The organism is Jejudonia soesokkakensis (assembly GCF_042664795.1).
In the GTDB taxonomy this organism is placed as follows: Bacteria; Bacteroidota; Bacteroidia; order Flavobacteriales; family Flavobacteriaceae; genus Jejudonia; species Jejudonia soesokkakensis.
In genome coordinates, this window is the sequence record NZ_JBHTBN010000001.1 from 238,698 (window position 1) to 263,819 (window position 25,122).

The following is a 25,122-nucleotide window of genomic DNA, read 5'->3' on the forward strand; positions in this document are numbered from 1 at the left end:
AAATAATCCTATATAATATGGAAATAATCCAAATTACTATCTTCCTGGAAAGTCTGCTTTTCTTTTTTCTAAAAATGCAGTAGTACCTTCCTTAAAATCTTCGGTATCAAAACACTCTCCAAATTGAGCGATTTCAACTTCAAACCCGTCTTCTCCATCTTGATAGCCTGCATTAATTGCCGTAATAGCAGCAGCAATGGCAACCGAGGAATTTCGCATTATTTTACCAGCTATTTTCTCACAAAAAGGAAGTAATTCTTCGGCTTCAGTCACATGATTGACAAGCCCATATTGTAGCGCCTGATTAGCATCAATCATTCCTGCTGTCATGATCATTTCCATGGCACGCCCTTTTCCTACTAATTGAGGCAAACGTTGCGTCCCTCCATAGCCTGGAATCACCCCTAATGAAACTTCTGGCAATCCCATTTTTGCAGTATCGCTAGCAACTCTAAAATGTGCTGCCATGGCTAGTTCCAGTCCGCCACCTAATGCAAATCCATTGACAGCAGCTATCACAGGGGTAGAAAGATTCGCGACAAAATCAAATAGTTTGGCTTGTCCTTTAGCTGCTAGATCTGATCCTTCTGAAACTGAAAAATCTGCAAATTCACTGATATCTGCACCTGCCACAAATGCTTTTTCACCGCTCCCTGTAATAAGTATCACTTTTGTTAACGGGTCTTCATCTGCTTCAGAAAAGGCATTGTGCAACTCATCAATGGTCTCGATATTGAGCGCATTTAATTTTTTTGGACGATTGATAGTGATGGTACAAATTCCATTTTGGGTTTCTGAAAGAATGTTGGTATACGACATAGGTTCGTGCTTAAAATTATACTGTAAAAGTATACAAAAAGACTACAATTGTTGTGGAAATTCTACGGTGAAAATTGTTTGGACGCCTTCTTCCGAAGTAAACGAAATAGTTCCATTGTAGGTTTCTACGATATTTTTTACCATGGCAAGTCCTAAGCCCATTCCGCTGTTTTTTGTCGTAAATTTTGGCTCAAATATTTTATCCATATTAGTTGAAGCAACGCCAATTCCATTATCCATAACAGTGATTTGTACCCTTTTATTTTGAGTAGTGACACGAACTTCAATCCTTGGGTTTTCTGGCTCATTCTGTTCAATGGCCTGAATACTGTTTTTGACCAGATTTGTAATCACCCGGATTAACTGTGTGCGATCGAACTTTGCAATCACCTCTTCTTTTTCAGAAAAGAAATAAATATACCCCTCATTAAAAATATCCAATGCTAATTTTGTAATACTTACCACATCCAACATTTCATCTTGCTGAGCGGGCATTTTTGCATAGTTTGAAAATGCCGAAGCAATCGAACTCATCGTATCAATTTGTTGGATCAAGGTATTGCTATATTCGGTAAGCTTGCTTTCAATATCTGGGTCCTGTGGATCAAATTTTCGCTGAAAACTTTGGATGGTTAAACGCATAGGCGTCAACGGATTCTTAATTTCGTGCGCTACCTGTTTTGCCATTTCGCGCCAGGCGGCTTCCCGCTCACTGGCGGCCAATTGTGCTGCACTATTTTCCAACTCGTCAATCATTCCATTATAGGCAGTTACCAGTGTAATGATCTCTTCTGGAGCATTAGAAACATTAATTTTTTTATTGCGTTTGTCAAGTCGCGTTTCGGTAATTTTTTCACTAACCGTATTAAGTGATTTAGTAATATACTTTGATAAGAAATACGCTAAAGCAACAGCAATAAAAAGCATAAATATATAAGCAATACCAAGACGTGTAAGGCTTTCTTTCAACTCTTTATTTATAAAATCGTCATCTTCAATATAAGGAAGATTTAAAATGGCAAGCGGCTTAAAATAACTGTCGGTGATATAGGAATAGGAGGATTGATACTTCTGTCCGTCTTCTTCAAATTCTTCAACATAATGTTTATCGGCCGAACTCTCCAGCGCCTCCATCACATACGCTGGAATTTTTTGTTTTGTAGTATCTTTTATAAAAGAAGCTTTAGATGACTTTAAAAGATTTCCCTCCAAATCATAGAAGTACAATTCAAGATTGTGAATCGCTTTTATTTCGTAGATCTTTTCTTTAAATATATACGGGATATTCTTTGTTTCCTTCGCAAAAGAATTTTCCTCAATGACGAAATTAATGTTCTCTCTAATATTCGCTTCTTTACGCTGTAGTCGATCCCTGTGATAATCTTCGGCTTCTTCACGATACTGAAAAATAGTGACGATCGCTATTAAAATTGAAGCTAACAGGATGAGTAAAATCATCGAGAAGAAAATCCTGTTTCGTAAAGAGCTTTTAAGTAGAAATGCCAACGTTTATATTTTAGGGTAAGATATCAAATATTACACCACTTTCAAATTACAATACTAAAATGAGACTTTTCAATTTTTTTCTCTAATTCGCTTGTACAATTTGAAGCCAAGCATGATAAGAATTGAAAATACTAGAATGCCAAGAGTGCCGTAAATCCAGTTGACCGCGTTTTTTAAAATCACTAGAAACACAATGGCAAACAAAATAATGGTCGCTCCTTCATTAAAAATACGCATAAAATTGGAAGTATATTGTACGTTGTCTTTCTGAAGATTCTTAAAAATCATGTGACACTTTATATGATAAATGATTAATGCTACTACAAAACCAAGTTTTACCTGCATCCAGGCATCGGTGATATAAAAAGGGCGTAATGCCAGTAGCCAAACCGCAAATAAAATTGCTAAAATCATCGATGGCCAGGTAATGATATACCATAGTCTTTTAGCCATAATTTTAAACTGAGCACCCAGTATTTCTTTATCCGGAGATGGTTTCTGAAAGGCCTCAATCTGATATACAAACAGTCTAACAATGTAAAACAACCCGGCAAACCAGGTAATCACAAAGATGAGATGTAATGATTTTATATAGTTGTATTCCACAGCGTAAAGATACTTCTGTAGGCTCAGTATAACAACATCTCTTTCAGAAAAAACTATTCGTCTGTCTCCTCTTCAATAAAAAGATAGTTCAATTTTAAAGCATTAAACTCAGAATTAAAAGCAGCAATCTCCTCTGAAACTAAGGTGTCAAACTTTGCTAACTGATTATTGATCCTTGCTTTCAATTCGTTTTTAACCAGCACATCTTGTGTGGTGGGTGGAAAATCATCCATACTTACCAGACTGTTGAGGTGCGCTAATTTGTTAGTCAATCTTATGGGGAAATTTAAAGGATCCTGTCCACTCTTGTTTTTTGTTTGGTACAATTCCTTTTCGATTTCCGAAAATTGTTTGCTTAGGGTATCTGCTTTTTCAACTAGTAATTTTACTTCATCGTTGTCTTTGTATTGTGCTTTAAATGCTTTAAGCTGACTATTAATATTCCTGATTTTTTTAATCGATTTATGTGCTTTATCAACCGTTTCATTTACATCGGTAATAAAATCAAATTGTTTTTTCATGCCTGCGACATCTGTTTCAGCATTCTTGTCGGCTAGAATAGTGAATTTCTTAGACAAAGGTGATTCGCCTTCCACTTCCAATACCACTTTATAATTTCCAGGCACGGCTTGTGGCGCCTCAGTACTTGCCCACCAAAGGATCATCCCTTTAAGACGTTCTGCATCTTTTCCACGCATATCCCAAGTATGATAATTGGCTCCTTTTTCAACTTCAAGTTTATTCTCTTTCTTGTTTTTTGTACTGAAAGTCTTGATGGTATCATTCTGCATGGTCACATAACTCAACTTCACTTCCTTGTCTTTATAATCGTCTTGCAGATTAAAATAGGTCATCACTCCACTGGGATGGTTGGTGCCGCTTGTTAAGGAACCACTTCGGGAACCACCGCCCATTCGGTACGTATCCTTAGGTGCAAAGAGATGGTTTTCATTTTTTTTCACGTCGGAAAGTTGGTGAATTACCGTCAAGTCATCAATAATCCATAAACTTCTTCCTTGTGTTGCCACAATTAAATTGTTGTCTTTTACCGCCAAATCTGTAATAGGAACAATAGGCAGATTTAGCTGAAACGGTTTCCAGTTGTTTCCGTCATCAAACGAGATATACATGCCAGTTTCGGTTCCAGCATACAATAACCCTTTTCTCTTAGGATCCTCTCGTACAACTCTGGTAAAATGTTCTGGTGCAATTCCGTTAGTGATTTTTTTCCAAGACTTTCCGTAGTCGGTCGTTTTATATAAATACGGAGCAAAATCACCCGTTTTATATTTCGTTCCTGCGATATAACACGTTCCTGCGTCAAACACGGATGGCTCCACACTATTAATCATCATCCATTCGGGCATTCCTTTTGGTGTTACATTTTCCCAGTTCTTACCACCGTTTTGAGAAACATGAACGAGTCCGTCGTCACTTCCTGTCCAAAGTACACCTTCTTTTACAGGACTTTCGGCCGCGGCAAAAATGGTACAATAATATTCTACCGAGGTATTGTCTTGTGTGATGGGACCTCCAGAAGATTTCTGTTTTTCAGCAACATCACGAGTTAAATCTGGACTGAGTAACTCCCAGCTTTCACCTTCGTTGGTCGTTGCGTGTAAGTGATTGGAAGCGGTATATAGTTTTTTGGGGTTATGAGGAGAAAAGAAAATAGGGAAATTCCACTGGAAGCGGTACTTCATTTCCTCGGCACCATGCCCCATTGGATTGTCGGGCCATACACTAATACTGCGAACGGTGTTTTTATCATGATTGTATCTGGTTAAAAAGCCGTCGTAACTTCCGCCATATACAATATCTGGATTGGTAGGATCTACAGCAATATGAGCGCTTTCACCTCCTGCAGTACTTTCCCAGTCATCTTCGGTAATACTTCTGCCTTCGGTTCTATGCGGAATACGAACTGTAGAATTGTCCTGTTGTGCGGCATAAATTTTATACGGGAAACTATTGTCTGTTGTGACACGGTAGAATTGTGAGGTCGGCTGATTGTGATAGGTGCTCCACGTTTCACCACCATCGTAGGTAACCTGTGCGCCACCGTCATCTCCAATGATCATGCGGCTAGGATCTTCTGGAGCAATCCATAAATCGTGATGATCACCGTGAGGTGCATTATAGGTTTCATAGGTTTTACCGCCATCTGTTGATTTGTGATAACGTACATTGAGCACATACATCACATCTTCATCCTTAGTATCTGCATAAATACGGGTGTAATACCAGGCACGTTGGCGTAATTTACGTTCGTCGTTTATTTTGGTCCAGGTTTCGCCTGCATCATCACTGCGATAGACACCACCTTCATCCTGATTTTCAACAATCGCCCATACACGGTCACTATTGGCAGGAGAAACGGTTACTCCAATGATTCCAAGCGTACCTTCGGCAAAACCCTTGTTGGTTGAAATTTCCTTCCAGGTTTCTCCACTGTCGGTACTTTTCCATAGAGCAGAACCATCGCCACCGCTACTTAAACTATACGGAGTTCTACGAACATTCCATGTAGAAGCATATAAAATTCTCGGATTGTTAGGATCCATAATAAGGTCTACAGCTCCGGCATTTTCATTAGCAAATAATGTTTGTCTCCAGGTCTTTCCACCATCGGTACTTTTATAGACGCCGCGTTCCTGAGTAGGTTTATAGATGTTTCCCATCACGGCCGCGAAAACTGTGTTATAGTCGGTTGGATGTACTGAAATTCGAGGTACGTGTCTGCTATTTTCGAGTCCAGCTCTTTCCCATGTTTTCCCGGCATTTTCAGATTTCCAGATACCGTAGCCTGAAGAAACATTACCCCGCACCGTTTTTTCTCCGCCTCCTACGTAAATTACATTTGGATCGCTTTTTGCCACTTCGATTGCACCAATAGAACCTCCAAAAAATCCGTCACTGATGTTTTTCCAGGTGCGTCCGCCATCCTTTGTTTCCCAAATCCCACCACCTGTAGCACCAAAGTAATACAGGTTTGGTTTTCCAGGTACGCCGGTTACAGCCGCGCTTCGGCCACCACGAAAGGGACCAATTAAACGATACTCGAGCGCTTCGTACGAAGCTTCGTCGTAAGTTTGAGCATGGGTTGTTTCGGGAAATATTCCGAAGAAAATAAAAGAAATAAATAGCGTAGGGAGGAGTGAAAATTGTTTCATAAAATAGAATTTGTATAACCGACTTTAAAGATAGGCTTTCAATTTCTTTTTAAAAAATACAGACTTCGGAATACTACTATTTTTTCACAAATTTTTTGATTCCTTTTTTTCCTTCAGAAGAAATCTCGAGGAAATACATTCCTGCTTTTAAAGCTGAAACATCTATAGTTTCACTTTCAAATTTACTTTGATGAATTACTCTTCCTGAAACATCCAAAATAGCATATGAATTTATTGGTGAAGAACTGTTTTGAATCGTGATTGTTGCCGAAGCTGGGTTAGGGAAGATTGAAATTTTTAATAAAGCATTTTCTGTAGTTGATAAAAGGACATTTCTATAACGTGCAATAAACCCTGGGAAAGGTTCTAATGTGAACCTGTCGGCGGAAACATCCATATGTATAGGACTCATAGTCTGAAAACTCGAAAAAGAGGGCTCATTTCCAGGGAGGCAGTTGTCAATATTGCTCAAATAATTTTGAGGAATTAAAATAAATTCCCGCGGGAAAAATGCAAGAGGTCTTGAAATAAAGTTTCCAGTAACGACTTCACATTCATGGATTGCAGTGTAGGTCATATCTTCATGAATTGTTATCCTGGGAGGATTTGAAGATGTAACAGGATTTGGACCTCCACCCAGTTCACCTTCTGTTTCATAGAGAAACCAAGTTTGAAAAAGGAAAGGGTTAGGAGCTACAGAAATTGAGTGAAAATAAGCTTTGTGATTTCTTGAATCTGTTAACAATAACGTTTTCTCTCCTGTATTAAATTGCTGATAACTGTAAATAAAATTATTAGGATCAAAATTTACTGTTGTTAGAAAGCTATAAAAATATAAGTCTTCAAAATCACAATTTTGTTGTTCACAATCTAACATTGTAGCTAATAATCCATCGTGAGAAAATGATTCTCCAGAAAAATTAATTTCCCCAGTCATAACATTTTCCTCTCCAACAATTTGTATTGAAAAAACGCTATTATCATTAACAAAATTTAATGTAAAATCGGTTCCAAGTGGAGCAAAAATGTATTCATCTTCTTCAATTTCAATATAATCTAAAAACCAGACCTCTTCTAGCATACCAGATGGCTGAGCTATTGTAAATGTCGATGACAATAGAATAACAAAATAGAGTAGTCTTTTTTTCATATCATCTAAAAATACGAAAATTATTCCTTTAATGTGTTTCGAACTTCTCTATTTAAATAGTAGCCAGTCACGATGGTAGAAAGCACATCTGCAATAGGGAAAGCGATCCAAACCCCCCAAACCCCATAGAATTTTGGGAGAATTAAAATCAGCGGAATTAAAAAGAATCCCTGTTTTGTAAGACTTAATAATAACGCTGGCCATGCTTTTCCAATGGCTTGAAAATAGGAAGAGCCAATTAACTGTATTGCAATTACGGGTGTTGCGGCAAATACCCATCGAAGTGCAGCCGGTGTTCTTTTTAACAATTCGGCATTGTTCGCCATCGTTTCTGAATCTTGTCCTGCTTTATTACTAATAAATATTTCAACCAGATTGGGTGCAAAGATCATAATGATGGCAAAAATAAGCAGTGCCAATCCGCCAGAATATAAAATAGATTTGTTGATGGATTCTCGTACCCGCTGAAATTGATCTGCTCCATAATTATAGCCGGCAATAGGCAGAAATCCTTGATTTACCCCAATAACAGGGAACAATGCAAACATGAGGGACCGACTTATAATTCCGTAGGAAGCCACATCGATGGCATCACCTGTGCTAATGAGTACATTGTTCACCAGCACAGTAAACACACTAATAACCCCTTGCCTGGCGAGTGTCACAGAGCTTAATGCACTGATTTCTGAGACTATTTTTTTCTGAAGTTTTAGGCATTCAACCGTAATTCTTAATTCACTTTTAACAAAAAAGAACCAGACAATAAAGGCGAAACAGATAAAATAACTAATAAAGGTGGCCCAGGCAGCACCATGCATTCCGAAGTCAAACACATTGATCAATAGATAATCCATGAATATGTTTCCTATGGCAGGAAGCATCATAGCATACATGGCAAATTTGGGTTTTCCTTCGGCACGAATCACGTTATTTCCCATCATACACATCGCGAGCATGACGATACCGTACATCACAATACGATAATAGATAAGCGCGAGGTCTTTAAAACTCTCGTCGGCTCCAAATAATTCGATTAAATAATCCTGAAAGACAAGCCCTAAAACAGCAAGGAGACCTGAGGTTAAAAAGGTAAGCGTGACCTGATTTCCGAAAACCTTTAATGCCTTGTCATGATTGCCAGATCCTAAGGCACGGGATAAGACGGAGCTTCCGCCAATTCCTACTGCCAATCCAATGGCACCAATAAAAAATGTTACGGGAATCACTACAGTAATCGCAGAAATCGCCAACGGACCAATCCATCTACCTACAAAAATGGTGTCCACAATCATGTTTAGCGACATGACGAGAATCCCAATGGAGGCAGGAACTGCCTGCTTTACGAGCAAGCTGCTGATTGAGGCGGTTCCTAAAGTGTTGGATTTTTTATTCATATGGCTGTTGGTAAGTTAAGTACCTATGCCAATGCAGGTTCGGTCGTAACAATTCGCCAGCTATCGATCCAACCCGCTATTATTTTGGCGAAATCGTCACGGTCGTTTAAACATGGAATGACGGTAAATTCTTTTCCGCCTACTTCGTGAAAAATTTCTTCTCCTTCCATGGCAATTTCTTCAAGTGTTTCGAGACAATCACTCACAAAAGCAGGGGTGACGATCACCATTTTTTTAATTCCGGCTTTGCCCATGCGCTCAATCGTTCTGTCAGTATACGGTTGTAGCCACGGATCAAAACCAAGTCTGGACTGAAAAGTGGTAGAGTAAGTTCCGTTTTTGAGTCCGAGATTTTTAGCAACGTTCACGGTAGTGATTTCGCATTGGTGACGATAGCAAAATTCATGTTGTGGTGAGCCCATTTTAAAGCAACACTTGCCGTTCATTTTGCAATTTCCGTTGGTGATATCACTTTTACGGATGTGTCTTTCGGGCACGCCGTGGTAACTAAATAGAATATGTTCGTAATCAAGACCTTTTAGTTTTTCACCAATACTTTTTGAAAGCACTTCGATATATTCGGGCTTATGATAAAAAGCAGGTGTTCGTGTGATGGTTAACTGCGGAAAGAATTCGGTAACCAGTTCATCTACTTTTACATCGATAGTCTCGGTCGTTGCCATTGCAAATTGCGGGTACAATGGAATGGTTTTTACTTCGGTCACACCCTGATCTACCAATTCCTGAAGCCCTTTTTTAAGGGTCATACTGCCGTAACGCATTGCTAAAGCTACAGGTACCTGTACTTTTTGCTGCACTTTTTCTTTTAACCTTTCAGAAAGAACTATCAATGGAGATCCTTCATCCCACCAGATCTTTGCATACGCTTTAGCCGATTGTTTGGGACGAGTATTTAAAATAATACCACGTACCAATAAAATGCGCGCCCACCGAGGTACGTCAATAACCCGTGGGTCCATTAAAAACTCGTCAAGATATTTTTTAACATCTTTAGGGTCGGTGCTGTCTGGCGAACCAAGATTTACAAGAAGTACTCCTTTTTTGCTCAATTTTATAACTTAGAATAGTGAAGCACAAAAATACCGCTAAATTCTGGAGTGCAAAAAGGAGTCGTATAGATTAACGTAATAATAAGATAAGAAAGATTTTGTCTAGTTAAGAATTTAGCCCCATGACAAATTTCTTAGGAGTTGTGCCAAATTTCTTTTTAAATGCCGCGATAAAATGACTGGAAGTACTGTACCCTACCTTTAATCCAACTTCATTGACATTATGAGCTCCTGTAGCAAGGAGTTGGCGCGCGACCTCCATTTTATAATCAAAAAGAAAGCTAAAAACCGAATCGCCATAGATTTGCTTGAAACCCTCCTTTAATTTATTAAGCGGAAGCTGAATTTCGTCTGCTAGCTCTTGTAATGTAGGTGGTTCGACCATTCGATGTATGATAATTTCCTTTGCTTTTTTTATTTTAAATACATTGCTCTCATCTACCAGAAAAGGACACTGGGTCACATCCACATCTTCTTCCCGATTAAAATAAAGACTTAATAATTCGTAGGCCTTCCCTTTAAAATAAAGGTTTTTAATGGTAGGATGCAGATTATAATTTATGAGTTGATTGAGCACAATGGCCATGGAGGGAGAAATGTGTGCATCTTTATAATACTTTCGGTCCTTATTTTCATCACTTAAGAAGGTGATATAGTTGGCTTCGGAAGAGAATAGGGTATGAAATTTTTTAATAGGTAATAATACCGAAAGCACCCATGAATGAGGCTGTACTGAAACTTCTATAGGCAGATCTCGCTGCGGATTGTACAACAAAAGCGAGGTGTCTTCTAGAATAGGTAATCTGTAATTTCCATTATTAAAACTGAAAGACCCTCCTCCCTTGATACAAAAATGAAATTGAATATAATCTGAAGAAACCTCTCTTTTAAACAGCTGATTTTCATTAGTTTCATTCTGAAATTTCAGAATATAAAAACCATCTTCAAGAGTGGTTTCATTATAAATACCTTGAGCGATACTTTTTGAATTATTATTTTTAGAGGTATTCATTATTTATTTAGAATGATTACAAATAAGCCGTGTAATTTTGCTTTGTAAAGGTACAATTTTAAAGACAAACTTGTGTAATTTGTTTAATTTCGAAATATAACATCATGTGCCGACATAAATCATACGGCTAGCGTTATTTTTTAATATATGGTTCTTATACTTTTGCAGCAAAAGATACCGAACGGTTCGGTGATGTATGAAAAGTAACGGTAAAAGTATTTCTATTTCTAGTCAAGATATAATTTCGGAGGCTCATTTTTATGCGATCGGTCTTAATTATAAAAAGGCAGATGCAACGATTCGTGGTCATTTTAGTATTACGGAAGAGACTCAGCTTTCAATATTAAAAGCTGCCAAAGAAGATGGAATTGACTCCTTAACCGTTATTTCTACCTGTAACAGAACCGAGTTATATGGTTTTGCAGCCAGCTCTAAAGATTTGATCAAGATTCTTTGTGAACACACTCACGGAACGATGGAGGAGTTTGAAAAAGTAGCCTACATTCATAAAAATGAAGCTGCTATTTCTCATTTATTTAAAGTGGGAACTGGTCTCGACAGTCAGATATTAGGAGATTTTGAGATTATTAGTCAGTTGCGAATCGGATTTAAACGTTCCAAAAAATTAGGGATGTTAAATGCCTACATGGAGCGAATTGGAAATGCAGTGATTCAGGCAAGCAAACGTATTAAAAATGAAACCGAGATTTCTACTGGAGCCACTTCGGTCAGTTTTGCAGCTGTTCAATACATCATGGCCAGAGTTCCTTATGTTTCAGAAAAGAATATTTTACTCTTCGGAATCGGTAAAATTGGACGAAATACGTGCGAAAATCTAATAAAACATACCAAAAACGAGCATATTACACTCATAAACCGAACAAAGGTTAAAGCGGAAGAAATTGCCGGTAAGTTTAATTTAATCGTAAAAGAATACTCGGACATTCAAAGTGAAATTGCACAAAGTGATATTTTAATTGTCGCCACAGGTGCACAAAAACCTACTATTTCTAAAGAATTGTTGTATCTCAAAAAGCCTCTTTTGATACTCGATTTATCCATTCCTAAAAATGTTTCAGAAAGCGTTAAAGACAATGAATTAGTCACTTTAATACATCTTGATGAACTCTCTAAAGTGACTGATGCTACGCTCGCACATCGACAGTCTCAAATTCCGTTGGCTGAAAATATCATTGCTGAAATTCAAGCCGACTTTCAGACCTGGGTAAAAAACCGAAATTTTGCTCCTACTATTAAGGCATTAAAAACGAAACTTTCAGAAATAAAGATGGGGGAAATTGACAACCAACGTAGAAAGCTTTCAGACTTTAACGAAGAGCAGGCAGAAATCATTAGCAACAGAATCATTCAGAAAATCACAACCCAATTTGCCAACCATTTAAAGAATGAAGATGTTTCTACCGAAGAAAGCGTAGATCTCATTCGGCAGGTATTTCAACTTTCAAAATAATACGGTGAGTAAGGTTATAAAAATAGGTACTCGGGACAGCAAATTGGCGCTATGGCAGGCAAACACTGTCAAAACTAAGCTTGAAGCACTTGGGTATAAAACCGAATTGGTTCCTGTAAAATCTACGGGTGATCTCGTATTAGATAAGCCGCTATATGAAATGGGAATTACCGGAATTTTTACAAAAACTCTAGATGTGGCGATGTTAAATGAGACGGTGGATATTGCCGTACATAGCATGAAAGATGTTCCTACCGCGCTTCCCATTGGAATTGTTCAAACAGCTGTTTTAGAACGTGCTTCAAGCGAAGACATTCTACTTACCAAAATTGACTTTGACCTTACCAAACCTGCGACCATTGCAACCGGAAGTTTACGTAGAAAAGCACAATGGCTTCATCGGTATCCAAATCATACGGTGGTAGATTTAAGAGGGAATGTAAACCTTCGATTACAGAAATTACAGAATAACGAGTGGGAAGGAGCCATATTTGCGAAAGCAGGTCTAGAGAGGATTCATCTGTTACCAGACACCCATGAAACCTTGGATTGGATGTTACCTGCACCAGCCCAGGGCGCCATGGTCGTTGTTGCATTGGAAAATGATGAGTTTTGTAAAGAAGCGACATCAAAGCTAAACCATACTAATTCTGATATCTGCACAAAAATAGAGCGCGATTTTTTAAGAACGTTAGAAGGTGGGTGTACCGCACCTATTGGTGCGTTAGCTGAAGTTGTAGAAGATAGTATTCAATTTAAAGGGTGCTTATTTTCACTGGACGGAAAAGAAAAGCTTGAAATTGCTAAATCTGTTGCGATAGCTAACTATAAAGACTTCGGAAGCAAGTGTGGAGAAGAACTATTGAAAAATGGAGGCGCTCAATTGATGCGGCAAATTAAAAAGGAAATGGAATGATAGTGCTTTCCACAAAAAAATTACTTCTTAATCAGAAGGAATTATTGTTGAATGCAGGTGTGACGTTTGTTGAGTATGATTCCATTAAAATTGATTTTGTAGATTTTGAATTACCTCAAAAAGTACAGCTTGCCATCTTTACGAGTCAGAATGGGGTTATAAGTTTTTTAAATTCCCAGTCTGGGAGTAATAGAAATTGGAGTATTGAAAAGATTTTTTGCGTAGGAGATAAAACAAAGAAACTTTTAGAGGAAAATGGGCTAAAAGTGGTTAAAACAGCTCAAAATTCGTCAGAATTAGGGAGTTTTATAGCAAAAAGGTATAAAAATGAACAGTTTTATTATTTCTGCGGAAGCAAACGAAGAAATGAGCTTCCTGAAATAATTAATGCTTCAGAAAATGAACTTTTTGAAGTAAAAACATACAAAACGACACTAAATAGTAAGAAATTTGACCAAAATTGGGATGGAATCCTGTTTTTTAGCCCTAGTGGCGTAGCAAGTTTTACTATGAATAATAAAATGAATAATTCGGTGGCTTTTTGTATTGGAAACACTACAGCTTCTGAAGCAAAAAAACATACAGATAAGATTGTTTTAGCAAACACAACCACTGTGGAAAGTGTTATTGCAAAAGCGGTAAAGACGTTGAGAAAATAAACTGTCAGTCTGAGTTTGTCGAAGACCTAGAAAAAAGACCCTTCGACAGGCTCAGGGTAACAAATGAAAACAAAAGAATGAATATAATAAAAAACGATTTATTTTTAAGAGCCCTAAAGGGTGAAACAGTAGACAGGCCTCCAGTTTGGATGATGCGTCAAGCAGGAAGATACCTTCCAGAATTTATGGAAATTAAGGCTAAGTACGATTTTTTTACCCGTTGCCAAACTCCAGAATTAGCGAGTGAAATTACCGTGCAGCCTATTCGACGATATGGTATGGATGCTGCAATTTTATTTTGTGATATTCTCGTCATTCCGCAGGCAATGAACATTCATGTAGAGATGAAGCCTGGCGTTGGTCCCTGGTTGCCAGACCCAATCCGTTCTCAGAAGGATTTGGATAGGGTAATTGTTCCAGATATTCATGATACTTTAGGGTATGTGATGGAGGCGATTAAAATGACTAAGGAAAAACTTAACGATGACATTCCGTTGATTGGTTTTGCTGGGAGTCCGTGGACCATTTTATGTTATTGTGTGCAAGGGCAAGGGAGTAAAAACTTTGATAAAGCGAAAGAATTTTGTTTCACTCAACCTTTAGCTGCGCATGAGCTGCTTCAGAAAATTACAGATACGACAATTGCGTATTTAAAAGAGAAGGTGAAAGCCGGAGTGAATGCAGTACAGGTTTTCGATAGTTGGGGAGGCATGTTATCACCCAAAGATTATCAGGAATTTTCATGGCAATACATCCAGCAGATTATTGATGCATTAAAAGACGAAGCTCCTGTCATTGCTTTTGGTAAAGGATGTTGGTTTGCATTGGATACAATGGCAAAAAGTGGCGCATCTGCATTAGGTGTGGATTGGACCTGTTCTCCAAAAAATGCTCGATATCTTACAGGTGGAAACATTACCTTACAAGGTAATTTTGATCCAACACGTTTATTTAGTCCGCCAGCTGAAATCAAGAAAATGGTAAAACAGATGATTGATGACTTCGGAAAGGATAAGTATATAGTAAATCTAGGTCACGGAATTTTGCCAAACATTCCTTTAGAGAATGCAGGTGCTTTTATAGAAGCAGTAAAAGAATACAAAATCGAATCATGAACATCTGGAAACGGATTGGGCAATTAAGCATTGGACAACTTATAAAATTGTCGGTCCTTTTCTTGAAGCATCCACTCCTCATTATTCCAACTTTGAGAGCGACAAAGAGAACCTTTCAAATATGTGATAAATTGTATGGAACGTCACATCATAAACGAAATAGGGCAAATGCATTTAGACACGCGTTTTGGAATGCGTTACTTTGTAAATATTCGATGAAAATGACCAAAAACAAGCAAAAAAGTGTGTTTTGGGCTCAAAAAGTAACCGATTTATATGAAAAAGTGACACAAAATGATAAGCTTGATGAAGCAATGGATGTGCATAATAATGCTATAGGTAGAATTTGTTTTTTGAATACATTAGAAGAAAATGAAGCTGAAATTGTAGAAAAATTAAATAAAATGGCTAAAAATGCTCAAAAAATAGCCAAAATTGAAGAAATAAAAGAAAATTACTCGGTATTGGTTTATATAGAAGAGTAGGTATGATCAAAAATATTCTTAGAGGCATAAAAGCCTATGCAGGTACTGTTAAACTCATAAGCAAACTTAATTTATGGAAATATTTTGGGGTGCCTATGGCAATTAGTTTTTTAACCGCCTCTTTAATTGGTGTAGCTGCTTGGGGTTTTAGTGATAATATTGGTGGATTACTAGCTAAAATATGGTTTTGGGAATGGGGAGCAGAGACCTTTAGAAGTATAAGTGATGTACTGGGAGCAATCTTTATTATTGCCATAGGATTGGTATTGTACAAGCATATTATCATGGCACTGAGCGCTCCTTTTATGAGTCCCGTTTCAGAAAAAATTGAAAAACATTTACTAGGAGATCAGCACCAACATCGAGACACCACTAATGCTGCTCAATTGTGGCGTGGGGTGCGGATAAACGTACGAAACCTGGGAATGGAATTAATGTTTACTATTCCGTTGCTGTTACTAAGCCTAATTCCTGTGCTGAATGTTGTAACTTCGGTATTGATTTTTATCATCCAAGCATACTATGCTGGCTTTGGTAATATGGATTATACTTTGGAACGTCATTTTAAGTATAATGAAAGTGTAAAATTTGTGCGCTCACATAGTGGGATAGCTATAGGAAACGGAACTATTTTTATGGCGATGCTTTTAATACCAGTTATTGGGATTATTTTGGTACTACCGCTTTCTGTAACGGCCTCTACTACGGAAACAGTTCGGATTTTAAAAGAAGAAAACAGATTGGTGTTAAGAAATAAAGTTCCAGTTTAAATATACAGGGGGAGTTTCTCTAATTAAATAAATCTTTTTTAAAAATAGAATCTATAAAAATGAAAGAACAATTTGTAGCATACATTCGTCATTTACAAGATTCTATTACTTCAAAATTGGAAGCTATTGACGGAAAAGCAAGATTTGCTGAAGATATCTGGGAACGTCCGGAAGGAGGTGGCGGTCGAACACGTGTGATAGAGAATGGAGCCGTTTTTGAAAAAGGAGGTGTAAATATTAGTGAGGTTCATGGAAAATTGCCGGAAAGTATGCAGCAGTATTTTGGAGTTCAGGATGCCGATTTCTTTGCCTGCGGATTGAGCTTGGTGTTACATCCTGTAAATCCTATGGTGCCTACCGTTCATGCAAACTGGCGCTATTTTGAATTGTACAATGCAGAAGGTGATATTGTTGATCAGTGGTTTGGCGGCGGACAAGATCTTACCCCGTATTATCTGTTTGAGGAAGATGCGAAACATTTTCATCAAGTATGCAAAGACGCCTGTGACAAACATAATCCAGAATTTTATAGAACCTATAAGGCGAGATGTGATGAATACTTTTATAATGAACATCGCAATGAAGCCCGTGGTGTTGGCGGATTATTTTTTGATTATTGTAAAGTTTCAGAAGAAATGACCATGGAGAATTGGTATGATTTTGTAACCGAAGTCGGGAATAGTTTTCTAAATTCGTATGTGCCCATTGTAGCTAAAAGAAAAGACTCAGCCTTCACAAAGGCTCAGAAAGACTGGCAGGAAATTCGACGTGGTCGGTACGTAGAATTCAATTTAGTACATGATAAAGGAACGCTTTTCGGTTTAAAAACAAACGGAAGAATTGAAAGTATTTTAATGAGTTTGCCGCCTACAGTACAATGGAAATACGACCATCATCCGGAAGCTGGAAGTGAAGAGGAGAAGTTAGTAGAGGTATTAAAAACCCCGAAAGAGTGGGTGTAGAGATTTACGACTGAAGATATTAGAGGTACGATTTATTAAATTTATGGTAGCTAAACACTGCTACTGAAAACTAAATATTATGCTTATACGAAACCGAAGAGTAAGACAAAACGAAGCCATAAGAAGTCTGGTAAGAGAAACAATTGTATCTCCTAATGATTTTTTGGTGCCTCTTTTTGTGGTAGAAGGAAAAGGAGTAAAAGAAGAAATTACATCAATGCCCAATTATTACAGGTATAGTTTGGATTTGCTTGCTGCGGAAGTCAAAGAATTGTGGACTTTGGGTTTAAAAGCAGTTTTATTATTTGTAAAAGTACCTGATAATTTAAAAGATAATAGTGGAGCTGAAGCATTAAATCCCGATGGCTTGATGCAGCGCGCTATTAAAACTGTAAAAGATGCTTGTCCTCAAATGTTGGTGATGACCGATGTTGCGATGGATCCGTATTCAAAATTTGGACACGATGGTATTGTAGGAGATGGCGAGATCATTAACGATGATACCAACTCTGTTTTAGCCGAAATGTCTCTAAGTCATGCCAAAGCAGGTGCCGATTTTGTCGCGCCAAGCGACATGATGGACGGACGAATTTTTGAAATACGAAGTTTGTTAGAAGACGAAGGATTTCATAACACAGGTATTATGAGTTATAGTGCTAAATACGCTTCGGCTTTTTATGGTCCGTTTCGGGATGCTTTGGATAGTGCTCCAGTAGACTTAAAAAATATTCCGAAGGACAAAAAAACCTATCAGATGGATCCTGCAAACAGAGCAGAAGCGATTAAGGAAACTCTTCAGGATATAGAAGAGGGCGCCGACATTGTGATGGTAAAACCAGGATTGTGTTATTTGGATATTGTTCGTGATATCAAAGAAGCAGTAAATATTCCTGTTGCAGTGTACCAGGTAAGTGGTGAGTATGCGATGCTTAAGGCTGCTTCAGAAAAAGGATGGTTGGATCATGATAGTGTGATGATGGAACAGATTATTTCTATAAAAAGAGCAGGAGCTACCATGATTGCCAGTTATTTTGCAAAAGATGTCGTGAGAATAATTTCTTAATCTTCGGCCTTTAAGATTTTAATGTCTTTGAGTAGCGCTTCAATAGCTTCAGGATCGGTTCCGTCATAAAATCCGCGAATACGTTTTTTAGTATCTACCAATACAAAATTTTCAGTATGAACCAGGTCGTATGGGTTTTCGGTTTCTTTGGCTGCTAAATAGGATTTTCGGGCAAGATTGTAAATTTGTTTCTTGTCTCCAGTAACCAAATTCCATTTGGAGTCATCGACTCCTTTTTCTATCGCATATTTTTTCAGTTGTGCTACGGAATCTATCTCAGGCATTACCGTATGACTCAATAATAAAATATCATTGTCGTTTTTTAATTTTTTTTGAATTTCTACCATATGATCTGTCATAATAGGGCAAATGGTCTGGCAGGTGGTAAAAAAGAAATCAGCTACATAAATTTTCCCTTCGTATTCCTTAGGAGTAATTGTTTTTCCATTTTGGTTGGTCAACTCAAAATCCCCAATGGTGTGGTATTTTTTTACATATTGAATAGTACTGTCCACAAGTTCGGCATTTACAGCATTTGGCTGATAAACGGGGAGTACTTCCTTTGGTTTTAAAATAGAATAGATAACCAAAATTATGATTACTGAAAGTACCAGAAGCACTATGGCAAAGATTTTGTATTTAGCGAAGAACGAACGCATACCTTCCTTTAATTTAATGCAAAAATACAGTTCAAAAAGAGAAAATGCCTTCAGAAAAAGAAATAATTTTTAGTCCAGCACTATCCCTTCTTATATTTTTATAACACGTTAGAATAGGTTACTTTTGTGCGTTAATTTGAAGAAAAACTATGAGTCCATTTGCAGTTAAAGCCATTCAGCTTTTATTAAGCTTATCTATATTGATCGTACTTCACGAATTGGGACATTTTATCCCTGCAAAAATCTTTAAAACCAGAGTAGAAAAATTCTTTCTTTTCTTTGATGTCAAGTTTGCATTATTCAAAAAACAAATTGGTGAAACTGTCTACGGAATTGGTTGGTTGCCTTTAGGCGGGTATGTGAAAATTAGCGGCATGATCGATGAAAGTATGGACAAGGAGCAGATGGCACAACCACCACAACCGTGGGAGTTTAGAAGTAAACCAGCATGGCAGCGATTGATCATCATGCTGGGTGGAGTTACTGTAAATATTATTGTTGGGTTTTTGATTTATGCGATGATTTTGTTTTTCTACGGAAGGAATATTACAACCAATGATGATCTCCCCGAAGGCTTCGCTGTAGCCGAATCGTTCAAAGCGTATGGTTTTGAGGATGGAGACCAGATATTGCAAGTGAATGGGTCCGCTTTTGAAGATGTTACAGACATCAATAAATTTTTGTTTATGCGTGACGTGAATACAGTTACTGTAAAACATGCGTCTGGCACTACGGAAACTATTTCCCTTCCTAAAGACATTGGTGATATCATGTTCGACACAGAAGTACATCGGCCTTTTACCGAAAGAAGAATGCCTGTAATTGATACGGTTATTGCAGATTTTCCTGCAGAAAAAGCCGGATTTGAAAAAGGAGATATTATTACCTCTGTAAATGGCAAAACAGTAACGTATTGGCATGATTTTCAACAAGGAATTGTTGATAATGCAGGTAAAGAAAGTACAATTGTTGTTTCACGTAATGGAGAATTAAAAACACTTATGGTGACACCAACCGAGGAGACAAATCAGATAGGAGTAAATATAGCCCCTAACACTACGAACATATCGTATACATTTGGTGAAAGCTTAACAGGAGGAATTGGATACGGAATAGAAGTCCTGAAAGACTACGTGACACAATTCAAGTACGTTTTCACTAGTAAAGGAATTACACAGGTAGGTGGATTTGGTGCCATTGGAGGCTTATTTCCAGATGCTTGGCACTGGCCAAGTTTCTGGCAAACGACTGCATTAATATCTATTATTTTAGCATTTATGAATATTCTCCCAATTCCGGCACTGGACGGAGGCCATGTGATGTTTTTGTTGTATGAGATGGTAACGGGACGTAAACCAAACGATAAATTTATGGAATACGCTCAGATGTTTGGATTCTTCCTGTTGATTGCTTTGGTATTGTTCGCGAATGGAAATGATATTTATCGCTGGCTTTTCGGTTCATAATATCTTTTATAAAATAATTTAAGAACCTCGGCTTTTTGCTGAGGTTTTTTTTTGATGACATTTTAAATGGGTTACGATGAAATGCCAACTGATGTATAATTTTAAACAACACCATATTATGAAATCAAAACTATTTTTATTATTTCTTTTGCTTCCGGCATTGTTATTAGCTCAAGAGGAAACAAATCTTTCTAAATCAAGCTTTTTTTTAAAATTAAAAGCTGAGTATAACGATACAAACCGTTCAATTTCAGAAAAATTTGAGATTCAAGCTTTACAACAAGTTCGCTCGCAATTTCCTATTAAAGAAATTAAACTTTCAGGGAATAGAAAACTTCAAAATACCTATGTAATCTATCTCCAAAATGAGGAGGCTATTGAACAGGTAATAGCGCAGTACAAACAAACGGGATTGTTTGAGTATGTAGAAAAAAATCAAAGTGGAATTGCAGGCGGACAGAAATTTGAGGTATTAAATACAACGCCCAATGATGCTTTGTTTACAAGACAATGGGGAATGAAAAACGATGGAAGTTTTAGCTTATCACCTGCCGAAGCTGGAGCAGATATAAAAATGGAACAAGCTTGGGATATTGAAACAGGAGATCCTAATATTCTTATTGCAGTTTTAGATTCTGGAGCTCGAATCAACCATCCAGAACTTTCAGGCAGATTATGGACAAACACTGCAGAGGTGTTAGATGGAACAGATACAGATGGAAATGGGTATGTAGATGATGTGAATGGTTGGAATTTTGCTTATAGTAACAACGATCCAACAGATGATGTAGGTCATGGAACCAATATTATTGGAATTCTTGCAAGTAATTCTAATAATGGAACCGCATATACTGGAATAAATTGGAGTAGTAAAGTTATGAATATTAAGATGTTGAATGATCAAAATGCCTATACCGATGGAGCATGGGCAGTAGATGCCATTTATTATGCCGTCGATAATGGTGCCGATATTATAAATATGTCATGGGGAGGTGGCGCATTTACCCCACTTCAGGATGCTATTGAATATGCGGCGAGTCAAGGGGTTATTTTGGTAGCTGCCATGCTAAACTTTGACAATGATGTACCTCTTTACCCAGCTGCCTATCCAGAAACAATTGCAGTAGGATCTATTGATCCAGATGGCGACAGATCTTCACCTTTCTATTGGAATCCTAATAGTGGTAGTAATTATGGGCCTCATATTGATGTAATTGCTCCAGGGAATTATACGTATAACATTACACATACCTCGGATACAAATTATAACATTTATTGGGGAGGCACCTCTCAAGCTGCTCCTCATGTAGCTGGAGTTGTATCACTTTTGATGTCTAAAGATCCATTATTAACACCTGCCCAAATCCGAACAATCATAAGAGATACTGCAGACGATCAAACAGGAGATCCTGCCGAAGACACCCCAGGTTTTGATAATTTTTATGGATATGGTCGTCTTAATGCTTTTGCAGCACTTGGGAACGCATTAGGGATTCAAGAAAATGATTTTAACACGACAGTTTCTATTTTTCCAAATCCAATCATTCGAGGAACAAACCTTACGGTGCTTTCAACATCTTCTGAAATTTTAAAAATTGAACTTTACGATGTCTTAGGAAAAAGAATTTTCACTACGGAAGTTTTTGCTCTTTCGAAAGAAATCGATATTTCATCTATTTCTTCAGGAGTATATATGATGCAAATTTTCAGTAAAGAAATAAAATCTCCAGTCGTTAAGAAGCTGGTGATTAACTAGAAAAGTTAGGTTTCTTAATTTTAAAACTTCCCCATTTATCTTTTTGATAATGGGGATTTCTCTTTAAAAGTAGGGTCGTGTATTATTAATTAAAATAAAGATTAATTTTTTTTGAGAAATTCAAAATTTAGGTATATTTGCATCCGCTAAAGGCTATAGTCTTTAAATTTCTATATGAAATTCCTCTTTAGCTCAGTTGGTTAGAGCATCTGACTGTTAATCAGAGGGTCCTTGGTTCGAGCCCAAGAAGAGGAGCGAGTAAAGCCCAATCTATTTAGATTGGGCTTTTTTAATTTTATATATTCATAATGCTTTAGTAATTTGTATATTAGCTAAGCTATTAAAACGAACTTTAATTGTTTAACTAAACCAAATTAAATCATGAAAAAGCCTATTTATATCTTGTTGTTTTTTGCAACAATATTCCAAACACATGCACAATTAGTTTCAGCAGATGGCGAAAAGTTTCTACATAAAGAAGTTTCTACAGAAGAGGCTCAAGAAATGGTAAAAGCTACAGTTTTGTCAATGATAACTCCCTATTTTGATGCATCGATTAAAAGAATAATTGAATCAAGACAAAACAATATTAATAATTTAAATGATAGTCCGGCAACCTGTTTTGCGCCAGATACTGATCCTGCGATAATAGAGGAATTTTATCGTAATAGAAATACTAATCAGAATAGTTTAGCACTTCCCTTAGATGAACAGAACTCTAGATTTAATTTACTTAATCGCTGGAATGCGACAGCTACAAATGGTGGAGGACTTGGACAAGGGGATCCAACAACACTGACATGGAGTTATGTCCCAGATGGAACATCTATAGGAAATAATGGTTGTCAAGTTCCAGATCAAGGAACTTTTTCTAGTGATTTTATTGCTTTTTTTAATGGTATTTATGGCCCTCCAACTATTCCTGGAGATTTAACAACAGCGCCATGGCATCTTATATTTGTTGATATGTTCAATTCATGGTCTGATGCGAGTGGCCTTTCTTTTATCTATGAGCCAAATGATGATGGAGTTACAGTTGCACTATCGTCAAATCCTGGAATTTCAGGAGTAAGGGGTGATATGCGTATTTCAGGACACAGAATTGATGGGAATAGCGGTGTTTTAGCATGTAACTATTTTCCTCAAAATGGAGATATGATTATTGATACAGCAGATAATTTTTTCAGCAATAACCCAGGGGTTGGGACTATCAATGTATTGACACACGAAATAGGCCATGGAGTAGGAATATTGCATGTATGTCCTGTAAATAACACTAAATTAATGGAGCCTTTTGTTACTTTAGCATTTCAAGGTCCACAAGAAGATGATATATTAGCTGTAAATCGGAATTATGGTGATACAGATGAAACAAACGATATCCCAGGTACTGCAACGTTATTAGGGTCAAACACACTACCTACATCCTATTCAAGAACACAACGTAGTATTGATGATAACGGAGATGAAGATTATTTTTCGTTTATAATCAGCCAGCCAGCAACACTTTCAGGAACACTTACCCCAACAGGTACAACTTATCTAAGTGGAGTACAAAATTCTAATGGCTCTTGTAGCCCTGGAACTCCTTTTAATGCACTAACGGTAGCAGATGTAATGTTTGAAATCTTAGCGACAGATGGGATTACTGTTTTAGCTTCAGGAAATGCAAATGGTGCAGGGGCTACTGAAAGCGTTTCGGGAGTTTCACTACCCACCGCAGGGATATATTATGTAAAAGTTAGCCAGCAAGGAGCTTTAGTAGATAATGTTCAAATGTACGATCTTGGTATAAGTCTAACTGCGGCTGGTGGTGGAGATACTCCACCTAATGCAGTTTGTACAAACTTTACAGCCCAATTAGATGCAACAGGAAATGTTACAATTTTAGCTTCGAATGTTGATGGAGGCTCTAATGATGCAGAAGGTCCAGTAACTTTGTCTGTAAGTCCCAATAGTTTTACATGTGCAGATTTGGGAGATAATACCGTAACCCTAACGGTCACCGATACTGCTAATCAAACAGACACTTGTACAGCGACAGTCACGGTGGAAGATAGTGTTCCTCCGGTTGCGATTTGTCAAAATATAACAGCGCAACTTGATGCTAGTGGCAATGCAACTATTACAGGAGCAGACGTTGATAATGGTTCGACAGATAATTGTTCGATCGCCTCTCTTTCCGTTTCTCCAAATACGTTTACTTGCAGTGATGTGGGAGCTAATACAGTTACACTAACCGTTACCGATATAGATGGGAACACTGCTACTTGTACTTCAGTAGTAATAGTAGAGGATAGTTTAGATCCTAATGCAAACTGTCAAAATATTACAATACAATTAGATGCTAGTGGAAATGCATCAATTTCTGCCTCAGATATTGATGATGGTTCAAGTGATAATTGCGGGGTTGCATCTATTTCAGCTTCCCAAACTACATTTAGTTGTGCAGACGTGGGAGTCAATACAGTTATCTTGACAGTAACTGATGTAAATGGAAATACAGACACCTGCACTTCAGTAGTTACAGTTGAAGACGCTATAAATCCAACTGCTGTTTGTCAGGACATTACAATACAAGTCGATTCTAGTTGTAGTGTTACTATTACAGGAGCCGATGTCGACAATGGTTCTAGTGATAATTGTTCTATAGCATCTCTTGCTGTTTCTCCTAGTTCATTTACTTGTGCAGATGAAGGTCCTAACGCGGTAACACTTACCGTAACCGATGTCAATGGAAATATTTCTACTTGTACGTCAATTGTAACTGTAGAAAGAATCCTTTCAGTAGAGGATATCACAAATCAATTATCCACGATACACCTCTTTCCTAATCCTGCAAATGATGTCATAACAATCAGTAATCCTAATTCGATACCTCTTAAAGAACTGATTATATATGACATGGCTGGGCGAATAGTTGTGAGTCGTAATTTGAGTGATATAGTCACTGAATTAAACATTAATATCTCATCATTACAAAGCGCGAACTATTTTGTAACAATAAGAGGAGTAGATGGACAGGTTAATAAGAAGCTTACTAAAAAATAATTAATTGTTAAAGCTATAA

Annotated in this window: 20 protein-coding genes and 1 tRNA gene; 12 read left to right on the top strand and 9 right to left on the bottom strand. The window is 37.4% G+C overall.

Annotated features, from left to right (window positions below):
• Positions 1-36: 36 nt before the first annotated feature.
• The 8 genes from ACFQO1_RS01125 to ACFQO1_RS01160 form a co-directional block, all read right to left on the bottom strand.
• On the bottom strand, positions 37-819 hold the full coding sequence (locus ACFQO1_RS01125) for an enoyl-CoA hydratase/isomerase family protein (protein ID WP_380215856.1): 783 nt from the start codon (positions 817-819) through the stop codon (positions 37-39).
• Between the two features lie 42 nt (positions 820-861).
• Complete coding sequence (locus ACFQO1_RS01130) at positions 862-2,277, bottom strand: sensor histidine kinase (RefSeq protein WP_380215858.1); 1,416 nt, start codon at positions 2,275-2,277, stop codon at positions 862-864.
• A 117-nt stretch (positions 2,278-2,394) separates the two neighbouring features.
• On the bottom strand, positions 2,395-2,931 hold the full coding sequence (locus ACFQO1_RS01135; protein WP_380215860.1) for a CopD family protein: 537 nt from the start codon (positions 2,929-2,931) through the stop codon (positions 2,395-2,397).
• A 53-nt stretch (positions 2,932-2,984) separates the two neighbouring features.
• A complete protein-coding gene (locus ACFQO1_RS01140) occupies positions 2,985-6,104 on the bottom strand; it encodes a VPS10 domain-containing protein (RefSeq protein WP_380215862.1) in 3,120 nt (1,039 codons plus the stop codon).
• A 76-nt stretch (positions 6,105-6,180) separates the two neighbouring features.
• Positions 6,181-7,254 carry a T9SS type A sorting domain-containing protein gene (locus ACFQO1_RS01145; protein ID WP_380215864.1) on the bottom strand — a complete coding sequence of 358 codons (1,074 nt, stop codon included), beginning with the start codon at positions 7,252-7,254 and terminating at the stop codon, positions 6,181-6,183.
• A 20-nt stretch (positions 7,255-7,274) separates the two neighbouring features.
• Entirely contained in the window at positions 7,275-8,648 is a 1,374-nt protein-coding gene (locus ACFQO1_RS01150; RefSeq protein ID WP_380215866.1) for an MATE family efflux transporter, read from the bottom strand.
• 23 nt (positions 8,649-8,671) lie between these two features.
• Positions 8,672-9,718, bottom strand: coding sequence for a ferrochelatase (gene hemH, locus ACFQO1_RS01155; RefSeq protein WP_380215868.1), 1,047 nt, complete (start codon positions 9,716-9,718; stop codon positions 8,672-8,674).
• A 106-nt stretch (positions 9,719-9,824) separates the two neighbouring features.
• Complete coding sequence (locus tag ACFQO1_RS01160) at positions 9,825-10,730, bottom strand: AraC family transcriptional regulator (protein ID WP_380215870.1); 906 nt, start codon at positions 10,728-10,730, stop codon at positions 9,825-9,827.
• 196 nt (positions 10,731-10,926) lie between these two features.
• Here ACFQO1_RS01160 and hemA point away from each other — a divergent pair, with 196 nt between their 5' ends.
• The 8 genes from hemA to hemB all read left to right on the top strand — a co-directional run bounded on the left by hemA (position 10,927) and on the right by hemB (position 18,171).
• Positions 10,927-12,201 carry a glutamyl-tRNA reductase gene (hemA, locus tag ACFQO1_RS01165; RefSeq protein WP_380215872.1) on the top strand — a complete coding sequence of 425 codons (1,275 nt, stop codon included), beginning with the start codon at positions 10,927-10,929 and terminating at the stop codon, positions 12,199-12,201.
• Between the two features lie 4 nt (positions 12,202-12,205).
• A complete protein-coding gene (hemC, locus tag ACFQO1_RS01170; RefSeq protein ID WP_380215874.1) occupies positions 12,206-13,117 on the top strand; it encodes a hydroxymethylbilane synthase in 912 nt (303 codons plus the stop codon).
• Entirely contained in the window at positions 13,114-13,776 is a 663-nt protein-coding gene (locus ACFQO1_RS01175) for a uroporphyrinogen-III synthase (RefSeq protein WP_380215876.1), read from the top strand. The genes hemC and ACFQO1_RS01175 overlap by 4 nt, the downstream gene beginning before the upstream one ends.
• Before the next feature lie 83 nt (positions 13,777-13,859).
• On the top strand, positions 13,860-14,891 hold the full coding sequence (gene hemE / locus ACFQO1_RS01180; protein WP_380216797.1) for a uroporphyrinogen decarboxylase: 1,032 nt from the start codon (positions 13,860-13,862) through the stop codon (positions 14,889-14,891).
• Complete coding sequence (locus ACFQO1_RS01185) at positions 14,888-15,376, top strand: DUF6973 domain-containing protein (RefSeq protein ID WP_380215878.1); 489 nt, start codon at positions 14,888-14,890, stop codon at positions 15,374-15,376. The genes hemE and ACFQO1_RS01185 overlap by 4 nt, the downstream gene beginning before the upstream one ends.
• A 2-nt stretch (positions 15,377-15,378) precedes the next feature.
• The gene (locus ACFQO1_RS01190; protein WP_380215880.1) at positions 15,379-16,146 is read left to right on the top strand and encodes an EI24 domain-containing protein; all 768 of its coding nucleotides are present in this window, start codon (positions 15,379-15,381) and stop codon (positions 16,144-16,146) included.
• Positions 16,147-16,205: 59 nt separating this feature from the next.
• Positions 16,206-17,108: an oxygen-dependent coproporphyrinogen oxidase gene (hemF, locus tag ACFQO1_RS01195; RefSeq protein WP_380215882.1), complete on the top strand. Its 903-nt coding sequence runs from the start codon at positions 16,206-16,208 to the stop codon at positions 17,106-17,108.
• A gap of 79 nt (positions 17,109-17,187) precedes the next feature.
• Positions 17,188-18,171, top strand: a complete 984-nt coding sequence (hemB, locus tag ACFQO1_RS01200; RefSeq protein ID WP_380215884.1) for a porphobilinogen synthase — start codon at positions 17,188-17,190, stop codon at positions 18,169-18,171.
• On the opposite strand, the gene ACFQO1_RS01205 is transcribed toward hemB, so the two are convergent.
• Positions 18,168-18,830 (bottom strand): SCO family protein, encoded by a 663-nt coding sequence (locus ACFQO1_RS01205; RefSeq protein ID WP_380215886.1) that lies wholly within the window; start codon positions 18,828-18,830, stop codon positions 18,168-18,170. The two genes, hemB and ACFQO1_RS01205, sit on opposite strands and share 4 nt — an antisense overlap.
• A 149-nt stretch (positions 18,831-18,979) precedes the next feature.
• Between ACFQO1_RS01205 and rseP the strand changes: the two genes are divergently transcribed.
• The 4 genes from rseP to ACFQO1_RS01225 all read left to right on the top strand — a co-directional run bounded on the left by rseP (position 18,980) and on the right by ACFQO1_RS01225 (position 25,103).
• Positions 18,980-20,296 carry an RIP metalloprotease RseP gene (gene rseP / locus ACFQO1_RS01210; protein WP_380215887.1) on the top strand — a complete coding sequence of 439 codons (1,317 nt, stop codon included), beginning with the start codon at positions 18,980-18,982 and terminating at the stop codon, positions 20,294-20,296.
• Positions 20,297-20,414: 118 nt separating this feature from the next.
• The gene (locus ACFQO1_RS01215) at positions 20,415-22,052 is read left to right on the top strand and encodes a S8 family serine peptidase (RefSeq protein ID WP_380215889.1); all 1,638 of its coding nucleotides are present in this window, start codon (positions 20,415-20,417) and stop codon (positions 22,050-22,052) included.
• A 181-nt stretch (positions 22,053-22,233) separates the two neighbouring features.
• Positions 22,234-22,307, top strand: a tRNA-Asn gene (locus tag ACFQO1_RS01220).
• Between the two features lie 126 nt (positions 22,308-22,433).
• Entirely contained in the window at positions 22,434-25,103 is a 2,670-nt protein-coding gene (locus tag ACFQO1_RS01225; RefSeq protein WP_380215891.1) for a zinc-dependent metalloprotease, read from the top strand.
• Positions 25,104-25,122: the final 19 nt, after the last annotated feature.

Coding starts and splice junctions, on each gene's coding strand:
- ACFQO1_RS01125 (WP_380215856.1), bottom strand. CDS start 819: ATGTCGTATACCAACATTCTTTCAGAAACCCAAAATGGAATTTGTACC.
- ACFQO1_RS01130 (WP_380215858.1), bottom strand. CDS start 2,277: ATGATTTTACTCATCCTGTTAGCTTCAATTTTAATAGCGATCGTCACT.
- ACFQO1_RS01140 (WP_380215862.1), bottom strand. CDS start 6,104: ATGAAACAATTTTCACTCCTCCCTACGCTATTTATTTCTTTTATTTTC.
- ACFQO1_RS01145 (WP_380215864.1), bottom strand. CDS start 7,254: ATGAAAAAAAGACTACTCTATTTTGTTATTCTATTGTCATCGACATTT.
- ACFQO1_RS01150 (WP_380215866.1), bottom strand. CDS start 8,648: ATGAATAAAAAATCCAACACTTTAGGAACCGCCTCAATCAGCAGCTTG.
- ACFQO1_RS01160 (WP_380215870.1), bottom strand. CDS start 10,730: ATGAATACCTCTAAAAATAATAATTCAAAAAGTATCGCTCAAGGTATT.
- hemA (WP_380215872.1), top strand. CDS start 10,927: ATGAAAAGTAACGGTAAAAGTATTTCTATTTCTAGTCAAGATATAATT.
- ACFQO1_RS01175 (WP_380215876.1), top strand. CDS start 13,114: ATGATAGTGCTTTCCACAAAAAAATTACTTCTTAATCAGAAGGAATTA.
- ACFQO1_RS01185 (WP_380215878.1), top strand. CDS start 14,888: ATGAACATCTGGAAACGGATTGGGCAATTAAGCATTGGACAACTTATA.
- ACFQO1_RS01190 (WP_380215880.1), top strand. CDS start 15,379: ATGATCAAAAATATTCTTAGAGGCATAAAAGCCTATGCAGGTACTGTT.
- hemF (WP_380215882.1), top strand. CDS start 16,206: ATGAAAGAACAATTTGTAGCATACATTCGTCATTTACAAGATTCTATT.
- hemB (WP_380215884.1), top strand. CDS start 17,188: ATGCTTATACGAAACCGAAGAGTAAGACAAAACGAAGCCATAAGAAGT.
- ACFQO1_RS01205 (WP_380215886.1), bottom strand. CDS start 18,830: ATGCGTTCGTTCTTCGCTAAATACAAAATCTTTGCCATAGTGCTTCTG.
- rseP (WP_380215887.1), top strand. CDS start 18,980: ATGAGTCCATTTGCAGTTAAAGCCATTCAGCTTTTATTAAGCTTATCT.
- ACFQO1_RS01215 (WP_380215889.1), top strand. CDS start 20,415: ATGAAATCAAAACTATTTTTATTATTTCTTTTGCTTCCGGCATTGTTA.
- ACFQO1_RS01225 (WP_380215891.1), top strand. CDS start 22,434: ATGAAAAAGCCTATTTATATCTTGTTGTTTTTTGCAACAATATTCCAA.